The organism is Aquibaculum arenosum, from assembly GCF_029222965.1.
GTDB classification, from domain to species: Bacteria; Pseudomonadota; Alphaproteobacteria; order Kiloniellales; family DSM-21159; genus Aquibaculum; species Aquibaculum arenosum.
In genome coordinates this window covers 22,691-35,022 of record NZ_JARHUD010000001.1, presented here as the reverse complement: position 1 = coordinate 35,022, position 12,332 = coordinate 22,691, and the positions used below count along the sequence as shown (strand labels likewise).

Below are 12,332 nucleotides of genomic sequence, written 5' to 3'. Positions count from 1 at the left end.
CTCTTTCGTCTGACTAGCTTTGAATTTCACACGCCGAAACGCGCAGCGCTCAGGGATACCACGGGGCGAAGCGCAGTCCGGTCGGCTCTGGTGCGGGCGGAGGGACTCGAACCCCCACGGTTGCCCACTGGTACCTAAAACCAGCGCGTCTACCAGTTCCGCCACGCCCGCTCCAGCCCCCGGTTCGCGCCGCCCCCGTCTCGGCCGCCCGTGGGCGAACGCAAGTCGGGCGCAGACAGCGAAGGGAACCAGGAGCCACCGGGAAGCGATCGTCCTATATGTAGCCCTGCGCAACCACGCGGGTGGCACGCATGTGTCGCAGGGCGTGTACGACGAACGCCCGGGGTGAGTCCAGTCTATATCGCCGACAGGGGCCGCTTTTCCCGGCAGCGACTCGCGGACGCCATGCAGTGGGCTCAAGGCCGATGCACTCGAAAGTCGGTTGTGTTGCACCGCAGCATCCGCAAACCTATCTGCAACGAATGGAAGGCCGCACGTGCTTGAGGAGATGACAGGAATGGCCCAGTACCGCACCAAATACGAACCGCCGGAGATGGAAGAAGCCCTCGCCGCTGCTGAGGGGCTGTCTCAGGAACCTGAGGAACAGCTGGAAATCGTTGCCTCGCTGATGGGCCTCGACCTCGAAGAGGTGCGCAGTTGGCATGCTCAGCGCAAGCCGCAGCGCGCCCGCTCGCGCTTCACCCTCACAACCACGCGCAAGGGCGTGCCACGCAGCGCGCCAGAAGTGGTGGTGCTGAAGCGGCGGCCACGCGCAGCCTGATCGGCTCTACTGTGGTGCTTGGGGCGTGCAGGGGGCGTTGCCGCCGCGCGCCGGCATGGTACAAGGGCGCCAGACCCGCCTGAGCAGCCGGAGGAGCACCATGGCCGACAGCACCGACACGCGCATCGAAAGCGATTCCATGGGTGACATAGCGGTCCCCGCGGACCGCTATTGGGGCGCCCAGACCCAACGCTCGTTGCAGAACTTCCGCATCGGCGGAGAGCGCATGCCGGAGCCCGTGGTGCGGGCGCTTGGCATCCAGAAGCTGGCCGCAGCTCGCAGCAACATGGCGCTGGGCGTGCTCGACGCCAAACTGGGTGAGGCCATGTGCCAGGCGGCCCAGGAGGTGGTGGACGGCAAGCTGACCGATCATTTCCCGCTGGTGGTTTGGCAAACCGGCTCCGGCACTCAGTCCAACATGAACGCCAACGAGGTGATCGCCGGACGGGCCAACGAGATCCTGAGCGGTCAGCGCGGCGGCAAGAGCCCGGTCCATCCGAACGATCACTGCAACATGGGGCAGTCGTCGAACGACACCTTCCCCTCGGTTATGCACATCGCCTCGGTCGAGACCTTGACCGGAACCACTCTGCCGAAGCTGCGCCGCCTGCACGCGGGGCTGAGCGAGAAGGCTGCGGCGTTTGACAAGATCATCAAGATCGGCCGCACCCACCTGATGGACGCGACGCCGCTGACCCTGGGGCAGGAGTTCTCCGGCTACGCAAAGCAGGTGGAATACGGCATCGCCCGCATTGAGGGCTCGCTGGACCGGCTGATGGAACTGGCACAGGGCGGCACCGCAGTGGGCACGGGCCTCAACGCCATGGAAGGCTTCGCCGAAGCCTTCGCGGAAGAAGTGGCGAAGATCACCGGCCTGCCCTTCCGCACGGCCGCCAACAAGTTCGAGGCCCTCGCTGCCCACGATGCGGTGGTGGAGGCCTCGGGGGCGCTCAACACCGTTTCCGTCTCCCTGATGAAGATCGCCAACGACGTGCGTCTGTTGGGTTCCGGCCCGCGTTGTGGTCTCGGCGAACTGCTGCTGCCCGCCAACGAGCCCGGCTCCTCGATCATGCCGGGCAAGGTCAATCCGACCCAGGCCGAGGCCATGACCATGGTCTGCGCCCAGGTGATGGGCAATCACACGACCATCACCGTGGCCGGATCCAACGGCCACTTCGAGCTCAACGTCTTCAAGCCGGTGATGGTCTATAATCTGGTGCAGTCGGCACGTCTGATCGGCGACGCGGCCGAGTCCTTCCTGGACAACTGCATCGCCGGCACCGAAGCCAACGAGGAGCGCATCGGCACCCTAATGCGCGAGTCGCTGATGCTGGTGACCGCGCTCAACCCCCACATCGGCTATGACAACGCTGCCAAGGTGGCCAAGAAGGCCTACACCGAGAACACCACCTTGAAGCAGGCAGCCGTGGAACTGGGTTTGCTCACCGCTGAGCAGTTCGATGCATGGGTGCGCCCTGAAGAGATGATCGGCCCGCGCAAGCGGAGCTGAAACCCGTGACCGCGCCCGGCCGGCTGCGCAAGCGTTCGGTGACGCTGGCCGGGCACCGCACCTCTCTTTCGGTTGAGCAGGTTTTCTGGGATGAGCTCAAGCGCCTTGCCGCCGAGGAAGGCCTCTCCCTGCAAGCGCTGATCGCCCGCCTGGATCGCGAGCGCGTGGCCGAGGGCGAGACCACCATCGGCCTCTCTGGCGCCATCAGGGTCTATGTGGTGCGGCGTCTACGCGAGAAGCTGGCGCAGGCGACACAGCCGGCAGAGGAGTGAGCTGCAGCGGTTCGGCTGCGGTTTCCCGAGCCTCCCAGCGCAGATCCAGCGCATCCAACGGCCCGCCGATGCGCAGCCGGCCGACGGGTTGTGTGGCGCCGGGTGCGCGCACCTCGATGGTCAGCGTGCTTCGCTGCCGCTGCAGATCCGCCAGCACACCATCGAAGTTCAAGAAGCGCTCTTCACCAATCAGCGCCAAATCGCCGGTGCGAATCACACCGGCCTCGGCCGAAAGATGCCCGCGCGCCCGGCCCTCGCGTGCTTGCAAGGCCTGCAGCAACTCCTCCAGTAGCGGCGGCTCACCGCCCTCCGGCACATTGCGCCAGTGGAACGCGCCATCCAATTCCGCCGCGCCCTCCAGACCGGCGACAAGCTGCGCCACGGAACTGCCCTGCGTCGCCAGGTTCAGCGCGAGACCGACACTGCCTGCCGGATCGCCGTCCCCCCATGCGCTCCCTTGCGCAATCGCCGCAAGGGGAAGGGCCGCACCTTCCAACTCGAGCGCAAGAGCCAAACGATCCAGACCGGTCTGTGCCAGCTGACCATTCACGGAGACGCGACCAGCACCCAGCGAGCCTTGCAGGTCGCTCAGGCTCAGGCGACCGCCGGCGCGCTCCAGCACCACTGTCACGTTTTCCAGAGCCAGGCGTCCCAGCGCCAGGCGCGCAATTTTGAGATCGGCAGCCAGATCGAAGGCCTGGAGCGCTGCTGGATCGATGGGCTGGCGTGACCAGCTGCCGTCGGCGTCACGCCAGCGCTCCGGCGCCGTCAAGGCGATAGGCAACAGGGGTGACAACCATGTGCCTGTCATGGCGCCCGTTTCCAGCACAAGATCGAGCCTTGGACGCGCCGCGCTCCGGCTCCAGGTCAGATCCCCCTTTACGGCAAGCTCAGCCAGGCTGCCCTGAGCCGCCTCCAAGGCCAGTTCTGCCGCGTCGGCGCGCAGATGCCCCTCCAGGTCGAGCGGCCCCGGTGGCAGGGTCGGAACTTCGGGTATCAGCAGTCCGGCCAAGCGCAGCCAATCCTCATGCTGCAGCCGCAGATCGGCCTCCAGTCGCGCAGCGGGGGACCAGGCCTGACTGAGGTGTCCATCCAGCTGCAGCACGCCGCCATCGAGAGCCAGGCGGGTGCGGTGCTCCAGACGGTCCGCGCTACCAGCAAAGACGCTTGTCAGCTCCAGGCGTGCGTCGGACTCAGGCAGACGGCCGGCATGGCCGAGTAAGCGTGCCGCAGCATTGGGTGAAAGATCATCGACCGCCAACTCCCCGGACTCGATCTTCCTTTCCTCCCCGTCCAAGCTGCTGCGCAGTGACAGGCGCGCCGCGGCTCCCAGCGCCGTTAGATCCAGCGCCAGTTCAGCCGCCGCCTCTTCACTGGCCAGAGACCCGGCCATCACCACGGCCCCCAGACGATGCAGCAGTGGCGGCGCGCCGAGTGCCAGATCCTCCAGGAAGCGGGCACTGTCGGGGATTTCGGCCTGGAACCCGCTGTCCTGCAGGCGCGGGCGCGGATCTGAGAGGCCATCAAGGCGCCCGCTCGCCTGGATCGTGGCGCCCGCCAGGTCGCCAATGCGCAGACCCGCGAGATCAAGGCTTCCCCCGCGCAAAGCGCCGTCCACAGCCACCGACTGCGCCCGGCGCCCCTTCAGCGTCAGCCGCTCGGCTGAGAGGTCGAAGTTGGCATCGAAGGCATCCAACCAATCTCGCTGCTGCAGCCAGCGCGGTGCGATGTAGGCGTCCAGATTGACCTCATCGGCCTGCAGGCGCAGGCCCAGGCCCGGACGCGCCCGAGGCGCAAAGGCGAGGCCGCCGGTGATCTGGGTCAAATCGAGGTCCAGCGCCAGAGCGCTCAGTGTTACGAGGTCCGGACCCGCCTCCAGTTGGGCGGAAAGCGCAAAGCGGCGAAGGCGCTCCGCTTCGATGGAGTCCACCGGGACACCAAGCCAGTCCAACTGCGCACGGAGATTGGTGGAGCGCGCCTGCACCCTCCCCGTCAGGCCCGGCGCATCGCTGCCCAGACGCCAGAGACCAGCGAAGGAGGCGTGACTCGAACCAGGCAACTGCACCCCGGCTTCATCCAGCACCAGGGTGTCACCAGCAAAGCGGCCGGCAAGCTCCAGCCGGCGCAAGGTCTCTCCGCGCCAGCGCAGCCGCTCAACGGCAAGTGTGAAGTCGCCGGTCAGCGCATCGGGAAGCTGCAGGCGCGGCCAGTGCAAAACCTCCGGCCGCAGCAAACCGTCAAGCTCTACCACCCGGGCCGCCAAATCGAGATCAAGCCGCGGCTCCAGCCCTGGGCGGATCCGCGCCCGCCCTTCCAGCCGGGCCTCCGCGAAGCTGAGTGCCAGCTCTCCCAACTCGGCCGCCTGCCCGTCCCACAGGACCGACGCCTGCGCCTGCAACGGGCGCGACAGTTCAAAGCCGGGCAGAAGGCCGAAAGGCAGCACATCGAGAAGGGCGCCAGCATCGGCGGCTTGCACCTCCGCCTGGCCATCGAAGCCAAGGGCCGTGCCGGGCAGGAGTCGGCCGACCAGCCGCACGGCGGCCTCCCCGGCGTCCGGCAAACCCAGCTCCAACCGCATTGCCTGACGTTCCTGTCTGTCCGGTCGGCCGAGATCGACCTCGAAGCGAACCTCCTCGTCCTGATAGCGCAGTCGACCCTCGGCCGAGAGCGGCCCCGGCAGACTTTCGGCCGTCAGCCGGGCATCGATGCTCGAAAGGCGTTCCTCCTGACCGGCACGATGGTCGCGCCAGACCATTTCCGCATCGCGAAGCTCCACCGCTTCCAGACTCAAGGCCTCGATGAACCGCGCCGAACGGCCAAGCAGCAGCGTTCCATCCTCGTTGAGCCAGTTGCCACCGCCGTCGGGCAGACGCTCGAGCAGGAGCACGGGACGCACCAGGCGTAGCGACTGCACCTCGACCTGCCCGGAGATGAGCGGCAGGGCCGCAACCCGCATCTCCAGGCGGGCGACCCGCAGCAGTTCCGGTTCCGAACCCTCGGCGCGATTGGCGACCCGCAGACCCTCGGCGGTGAGCCAGGGCCGCGGCAGCAGGCGCAGGGAGAGGGCGCCGTCCACCGCCACATCCCGGCCGAGCACGCGCGACAGCTCCGCTTCGAGGCGGGGCTTGGCGGCCTGCCAGTCGATAAAGCCCGGTACCACCGCCACGGCGACGACGGCCAGCAGCATCAGCGACAGCAGGGCGAGCAGCAGCGCTCTCAAGGGCGGCACCCCGGATGCCGGTTTTGCAAGGCACCCTCTTCAACAAAAACCGGGTCTGAACGGCCGCAGCCTAAGGTCTCTGTTGCAGTTGCGCAACGAAGCGTGGCATGGCTATCGCAAGAACTCCCGCGGTTTAGCGACCAGCGTGACATTCAGGCCGCAGCGTTACGCGGTGGGTCTGCTGCGGTGCAGAAGTGGAAGGCAGGAGGACGCCGATGGCGGAAATCATCAACCTGCGCCAGGCGCGCAAGGGCAAGCAGCGCGCCGAGGCGGCGTCGGAGGCCGCCCAAAGGCGCAGCCACTTTGGCCGCAGCAAGCAGGAACGCGCCACGGAGGCCAGCCGTCGGCAGAAAGAGGAGGCTCGCCTGGAGGGCCACCGCCTGGAGCGGAATGCAGCGCTCAACGCCAGTGAAGCAGGCGACGCTCCAGAAGAGTGATGCCGGTGCCGGCGAGCAGGCCGAGGATCGAGAGGCAGACCACGCCGCCCAGCAGCCGGTCGGTCATCATCAGGTGTCCGGCCGAGATGATGAAGGCGCCAAGCCCGTACTCCGCCCCAATCATTTCCGCCGCCACCACCAGGATAAGCGCCAGGGAGACCGTGATGCGGAACCCGGCCACGATGGTGGCCATGGCGCCCGGCAGGACCACCTTCCAAACGATGGCCGAATAGGGCAGACTAAAGGACTGGGCCATGCGCACCAGATTGCGCGGCACCGTGTCCACGCCGGAATAGGCCGCGACCACGGTGGGGAAGAAGACGCCCATGCCGATGGTCACCAGCTTGGAGGCCTCGCCGATGCCGAACCAAAGGATGAACAGCGGCAGCAGCGCAATCTTCGGGATCGGGAAGAAAGCCGAGACCAGCGGCAGCCCAACCGAGCGGGCCAGCGTGAAAAGCCCCATCGCCAGGCCCAGCGCCAGCCCGGCCAGCGTGCCCAGCACCCAGCCCAGCCCGATGCGCTGCAGGGACGCCGTCAGATGGATCCAGAGATTGCCACTGATCGCCTCGGCCCGCAGCGCCTCGAAGATGGCCAACGGGCTGGGCAGGAACAGCGGGCTAACCCAGCCGCGGCTGCCGGCCAGTTGCCAGATTCCCAGCACCAGGGCGAAGAAGACCAGCGCCGTCCAGCGCTTGCGCCCCGGCGCGAAGCCGCCGCCGCGAAACTTCAGTTCGCGCACCGCCTCAGCCATGTTCCAGCTCCGTTACGGCGGATTGCGCCTCGGCGCGGATCAGGCCCCAGAGGCGATCGTGCAACGCCGCCAGCTCGACCTGGGCCTGGGCGCCGCTGCGCTGACCGCGCGGCAGGGGGATCTCCACCAGTTCCTTGAGGCGCCCCGGCCGGCGGGAGAAGACCGCGACCCGGTCCGCCAGCCGCAAGGCCTCCGAGAGATTGTGGGTGACGTAAATCGCCGTCGTGCGCTCTCGCACCCAGAGACTTTCGAAGTCCTCCAGTAGCAGCTCGCGGGTCTGGGCATCCAGGGCGGAAAGCGGCTCGTCCAACAGCAGCACCGCCGGCCGCACCGCCAGAGCGCGCGCGATGCCGACGCGTTGACGCATGCCGCCCGAGAGCTGCTTGGGCAGCGCAGCGGCAAAATCCGAAAGACCCGTACGGGCCAAGGCGTCGGCTACGCGACGGCGTCGCTCCGCGCTGCCGAGGCGGTGATGCTCCAGCACCAGTTCCACATTGCCCGCCACCGAGCGCCAGGGCAGCAGGGCAAAGTCCTGGAAAACGAAGGTCAGCGGATTGAGGCAGTCGGCCTGCGGCTGCCCCTTGAGCAGCACCCGTCCCCGACTGGGCTGGAGCAGGCCACCCAGAATGGACAGGAGCGTGGACTTGCCGCAGCCCGATGGGCCGATGATCGCCAAAACCTCGCCCTCGCGCACCGCGAGATCGACGTTCTCCAGCACCGGCAAGGGGCCGTAGTCGTGGCCGATGGCCTCGGCGATCACTTGCATGGGATCAGAACCTGCGTGCGGGCACCCCGCGCCAATGGCACGGGGCGCCGGCCATTCATTCCGGCAGATTGAAGTGGCTGTCGATGAAGCTGAGGTCGATGAAACTGGCCGGATCAGCCTGAGCCGCAACCAAGCCCTGCTCCTGCAGCCATTCCACCTGCTGATAGACCGAGCCCACGTCCAGCGCCCCCTCCGGGTCGATGTAGCTGGCGCTGGCCTTGATGGCGTCCGGCGTCGCGTCGGTGTACTGCTGGATGATCGGGATCAGCGCCTCGGCCTCCTCGCCGAACACGCGGTTGCCCTCCTCATCGAACTGATGGAAGGCTTCGGCGTAGTCGGCTGCGCCGCGCTGATAGGCGCGCACGAAGCGCTCCACCACGTCGCGCCGTTCCTCGACGTTGTCGCTCGAGGTGAAGAGACCGCCGAGCTGATAGGGCGTGTAGTCGTGCACCCAGCCGATGATGCGGCCGCCGTCCTCGCCCTCGATCCGGCGGGCGAGCCAGCCCGGCAGAATGACCGCATCCACCTGGTCGGTGGACACCGCGCTCATCATGTTGGGCACGGCCTCCAGGGTGGTGAGCTTCACCGCGTCGACATCGAACTCCAGTTCCTCGGCAAGCAGCCCCAGCATGAGGTGGAAGCTGGAGCCGCGCTGGGTGATGCCCAGCTCATGCCCGGGCAGGTCCTCCGGCGCCTTGAGGCCGTCTTCCCAGGCTGCATTGGAGGCCAAGTAGGCGGAGAACTCGAAGCCCGGCTCTTCGCGGCTCTGGGCGCCGATCACTTTGAGCGAGCCATTGGCAGCCAGGTTGTAGAACCCGGCGGTGAAGGCTGTCACTCCGAAGTCAGCATCGCCCGAGGCAATGGCCACGGCCACCGGCTGAGCGGCGCGGAAGAACTCGAAGGAGACGTCCAGCCCCTCTTCCTCGTAATAGCCGCGCTCCTGCGCGATGAAGAGCGGCGAACTCGACACGAAGGTGAGCGCAGCCACGGTGATCTCATCAGCAGCCTGGACGCCCCCCTGAACAGCGGTGCCAACGGTCAGTGAAAAGGCGCAGACAGCGCCGAGCAGCAGGCGTTTCAAGACTCTCTCTCTCCCAAGCAATCAAGCTGTCGAAATCACGCGCCAGCCTCATGGCTGCGCAGAGGCCCCTCGGCCTCGGTTGGTTCGGGCGCAACCTGCCCCGCTTGGACAAGACTGTCCAGGCCGACATCCAGCGGCCCGGTGACTCCCTCGCGCACTCGAGAAAGGATGGCCGGCAAGGGTGGCGGCCAGTGCCGCGAAGGCTCTAGGATCAGGTCCAGGCTTTCCAGCAGATCGCGCAGGCGATGGCCCTCAAGCGTGCGCGCCAGCAGCCAGCGCCCGCCCGGGGTCGTGGCAATATAGCCATCGCGGCGCAGGTTGGAGAGCACCAGATCGACTTCCGCCGGCGGCATGGGCAGATCGCGCACCAGGTCCTGCCGGCGCAATGGTCCACCGTCGATCTGCGCAGCCTTCAAGCGCTGCAACACGGCAAGCGCCAGCGGCAGGCGATCAAGCGGCCCGCAGCCCTCGAAGCCACGGAGCTGTGCGGCCTGCCACTCTGGCCAGGTCGCAGCCACCTCGGCCCCGGTCAGGACCACGATCCAGACCAGGTAGATCCAGATCAGCAAGATCGGCAGCGCCGCTATGGCGCCATAGACCACCTGGTAGCTGGGGAAGTTGGTGATGTAGAGGCCGAAGCCGAACTTCAACAACTCGAAGCCCACAGCCGCAACGGCTCCACCCAGCGCCGCCGCCGCGATGCCCACGGGCCGGTTTGGCACCACGAGAAACAGCACGGAGAAGGCCAGCATCGCCAGAGTCACGGCCAAAAGCCGGGAGACCAACTGCATGCCTTCACCCAGAAAACCTAAATAGCTCTCGGACAGGCCGAAGGCGACGCCGGAGACCGAAATCGAGGCACCGAGAAGCAGCGGCCCCAGGGTCAGCAAGGCCCAGTAGACCAGCAACTGCAGGGCCAGAGGCCGTGGCTCCCGCACGTGCCAGATGGCGTTCAGCGAAGCATTCACGTTGGAGAGCAGCAGGATGGCCGTCACCGCCAGGGCGAGCACCCCGGGGCCGGTGAGGTTGGCGACGTTGGCCAGCAGCGCATCCATCTGCTCCGCGGCCGCCAGGGCCTGTTCCGGCGGCAGGGCCTCGAAGATCAGGTTCTTGAGCTGCTCCTGGGCACTGTCGAAGGCCGGAAAGGCGGTCAAGGACGCCAGACCAATGGCCATCAAGGGCACCAGGGCCAGAAGCGAGGCGTAACTGAGCCCGGCTGCAAGCTGTGGGCAGCGATCCTCCATAAAGCGCGCCACCACATGGCGTAGGAAATGCAGGAACTGCCGGGCCCGGCTTGTCACGGCGGCTGCTTTGGGGGCAGCGACCGTGTCTGACGGCCGCGGTGGAGTGGTTGTTCCAGTCATGGGATTGTCTTTTAACCTGCCGCCTCCAAGGAATACAGCGCCGGCAATTGGCCAATATGGCCGCAGGGGCTCGACCTTGCCGCCATCATGACTATCTGATACGCGAAAGCTTCCCCAACGACAGCTCTGACTGGATGGCCGCCGGTGAAACCCACAGTCTTCATCCACACCAACGACAAGCAGTGGCTGGGCGCCGTGGTGTCCGAGTATTCGCTGAAGCGCAACGCCCGGCATCCGGACAGCTTCGACGTCAAGGCGATCCACACCGACGACCATCCCTTCCTGGCGGCCAAGGAAGGCGAGGTCTTTCTGCGCGACGGCTTCGAGCGCAAATGGACTATGGACGATCTGCAGTCCTTCACGCCGCTGCGCTTCATGCCGCCGGAGCTGATGGGCTACGAAGGGCGCGCCCTGGTGATCGACCCCGACATCTTCGGCGTCGGGGACGTGGGCGAGCTGCTGGCGCGCGACATGCAGGGCAAGGCCATCATGTGCCGCCCGCGCTCGGGCTTCAAAGGCAAGAGCGGCTGCCTCGCCTCCTCGGTGATGCTGCTGGACTGTGCGAAGCTCACCCACTGGCGCACCGCCGAGCAGTTCGACGAGCTCTTCCGCTTCGAGCGGGACTATATGGACTGGATCTGCCTGAAGCTCGAGGATCCGGAGAGCATCGGCTTCTTCGAGACGGTCTGGAACGACTTCGACCGCCTGGCCGACGACACCCGACTGCTGCACAACACCCGGCGCCTGACCCAGCCCTGGAAGACCGGCCTGCCGATCGACTGGACGCCGGCGGAAAAGTCCTACGGCATTCCCCTGTTGGGCCCGGTCATGCGCTTGCGCCACAAGCTCTTCGGCGCCCACGGCTTGCTCGGCAAGTACATCCGCCACCCCGACCGCAACCAGGAGCGCTTCTTCTTCTCCCTGGTGCGCGAATGCCTGGACCAGGGTATCCTGAGTGAAGAGCAGCTGCGCCAGCAGATGGCGCTCAACCACCTGCGCCACGACGCTTTCGAACTGCTGGACCGCACGCCGAAGATGGCGGCCTGAGCGCGCCGCGGGCCTGCTATCGGCTTTCTGTGTATCCGAACATCGGGTTCAGGCGCTCACGCAGGTAGGCTTCCACCTCCGCGGCCTTGGCCTCATCGAGATAATCGCGCCAGCCGCCCACCTTGGCCCGGCGCACCTTGTAGGCATCGGGGTTGGACTTGTCGCGCGTGCGCATGCGGCTGCCGGCCAGCCAGAAGGTGCCCTTGGTCTCCATCTGGCGCATGTTCTCCACCGAGGCGAAGCGCACCGCCTCCTGCAGTTCCTCGTCACTTGCCGGTGTTCCGAGAAACTCGAAAACCCGGCCCAACTGTCCGGCCGTATCGCTGCGCAGATCCTCGTAGCGCAGCAGCAGACTGCCCTGGAGCCTGGGGAACTCTTGGGCCCAGAGATTCATGAAAGCGACGATCTTCGGCAGGCCGGCATCGGGGTCCATGATGAAGTCGCCCACCTCCACTGCGGCGCCCTGCCCCGGATAGCGATTCATCGCCTTCTTCCGGTCACGCATGCGGAACTTCCACTGGAAGAACTGGGAGACCGCCGTGTCCGCCGGATGGCGCACGAGCAGCACCACCTTGTGGCCGTGGTAGTCGCGCTTGTCCTCGGCGTGGCCGGTGTAGTCCTTCAGGTAGTTGTCGTGGGTGAACATCAGCTTCGGGATTGCCGGCACGCGCCAGTGCAGATTGTCGAAGCCGATCAGATGCCGCTCCGCCAGACCGTGGCGCACCTGATAGACCCGGCTGATCAGCACCCGCAGCCAGGTGCGCCCCGCCTTGCCGTAGGAGACGAAGACCGCGTCGGCCTGGCTGAGCTTGCGGAACTCCTCCTCCCCGCGCAACCGCCGCTCCAGCGCCAGGCGCGCCTCGGGCGTCCGGGTCACAGCGGTCAGCAGCCGAAGCGCCCGGCCGGCGCGCTTGGAGGCGATGCGGAGGGGGGGATAGAGCACGCTTGAACCTCTGTCAGCCTTGTTCCGGGAAGCCACAGTCCTACGGGCAGGTATGTCCGCCCGGTCGGTCTCTGCAGCTTGGCCACGGGTTATCCAGTGATAGCCCAGGGAGGTCAAACCGGGAAGCCTGCGTCCTTACGGCGCCCCGGCTTTCCTT

The 12,332-nt window shown here is 66.7% G+C and carries 11 protein-coding genes and 1 tRNA gene; 5 read left to right on the top strand and 7 right to left on the bottom strand.

Features of this window, described 5'->3' with window-relative positions:
• Window positions 1–88: 88 nt before the first annotated feature.
• Window positions 89–171: transfer RNA gene (locus P2G67_RS00130), tRNA-Leu, on the bottom strand.
• Between the two features lie 346 nt (window positions 172–517).
• On the opposite strand from P2G67_RS00130, the gene P2G67_RS00125 reads away from it, so the two are divergent.
• The 3 genes from P2G67_RS00125 to P2G67_RS00115 all read left to right on the top strand — a co-directional run bounded on the left by P2G67_RS00125 (window position 518) and on the right by P2G67_RS00115 (window position 2,563).
• Complete coding sequence (locus P2G67_RS00125) at window positions 518–781, top strand: hypothetical protein (protein ID WP_275818831.1); 264 nt, start codon at window positions 518–520, stop codon at window positions 779–781.
• A gap of 100 nt (window positions 782–881) precedes the next feature.
• A complete protein-coding gene (fumC, locus tag P2G67_RS00120) occupies window positions 882–2,291 on the top strand; it encodes a class II fumarate hydratase (protein ID WP_275818829.1) in 1,410 nt (469 codons plus the stop codon).
• Window positions 2,292–2,296: 5 nt separating this feature from the next.
• On the top strand, window positions 2,297–2,563 hold the full coding sequence (locus tag P2G67_RS00115) for a ribbon-helix-helix domain-containing protein (protein WP_275818827.1): 267 nt from the start codon (window positions 2,297–2,299) through the stop codon (window positions 2,561–2,563).
• On the opposite strand, the gene P2G67_RS00110 is transcribed toward P2G67_RS00115, so the two are convergent.
• A complete protein-coding gene (locus P2G67_RS00110) occupies window positions 2,496–5,783 on the bottom strand; it encodes an AsmA family protein (RefSeq protein WP_275818825.1) in 3,288 nt (1,095 codons plus the stop codon). The two genes, P2G67_RS00115 and P2G67_RS00110, sit on opposite strands and share 68 nt — an antisense overlap.
• Before the next feature lie 215 nt (window positions 5,784–5,998).
• On the opposite strand from P2G67_RS00110, the gene P2G67_RS00105 reads away from it, so the two are divergent.
• Entirely contained in the window at window positions 5,999–6,220 is a 222-nt protein-coding gene (locus P2G67_RS00105; RefSeq protein ID WP_275818823.1) for a DUF4169 family protein, read from the top strand.
• Here the strand turns inward: P2G67_RS00105 and P2G67_RS00100 are convergent.
• Genes P2G67_RS00100 through P2G67_RS00085 form a run of 4 tightly spaced genes read right to left on the bottom strand, consistent with a single transcriptional unit; the run spans window position 6,183 to window position 10,185 of the window.
• On the bottom strand, window positions 6,183–6,974 hold the full coding sequence (locus tag P2G67_RS00100) for an ABC transporter permease (protein ID WP_275818821.1): 792 nt from the start codon (window positions 6,972–6,974) through the stop codon (window positions 6,183–6,185). The genes P2G67_RS00105 and P2G67_RS00100 overlap by 38 nt on opposite strands.
• Entirely contained in the window at window positions 6,967–7,740 is a 774-nt protein-coding gene (locus tag P2G67_RS00095; RefSeq protein WP_275818819.1) for an ABC transporter ATP-binding protein, read from the bottom strand. The genes P2G67_RS00100 and P2G67_RS00095 overlap by 8 nt, the downstream gene beginning before the upstream one ends.
• Before the next feature lie 55 nt (window positions 7,741–7,795).
• Window positions 7,796–8,821: an ABC transporter substrate-binding protein gene (locus P2G67_RS00090; protein WP_275818817.1), complete on the bottom strand. Its 1,026-nt coding sequence runs from the start codon at window positions 8,819–8,821 to the stop codon at window positions 7,796–7,798.
• Between the two features lie 35 nt (window positions 8,822–8,856).
• Window positions 8,857–10,185, bottom strand: a complete 1,329-nt coding sequence (locus P2G67_RS00085) for a YihY family inner membrane protein (RefSeq protein ID WP_275818815.1) — start codon at window positions 10,183–10,185, stop codon at window positions 8,857–8,859.
• Between the two features lie 144 nt (window positions 10,186–10,329).
• On the opposite strand from P2G67_RS00085, the gene P2G67_RS00080 reads away from it, so the two are divergent.
• Complete coding sequence (locus tag P2G67_RS00080; RefSeq protein WP_275818813.1) at window positions 10,330–11,232, top strand: hypothetical protein; 903 nt, start codon at window positions 10,330–10,332, stop codon at window positions 11,230–11,232.
• A 16-nt stretch (window positions 11,233–11,248) separates the two neighbouring features.
• Here the strand turns inward: P2G67_RS00080 and P2G67_RS00075 are convergent, their stop codons facing one another.
• Entirely contained in the window at window positions 11,249–12,175 is a 927-nt protein-coding gene (locus tag P2G67_RS00075) for a sulfotransferase domain-containing protein (RefSeq protein ID WP_275818811.1), read from the bottom strand.
• Window positions 12,176–12,332 lie beyond the last annotated feature (157 nt).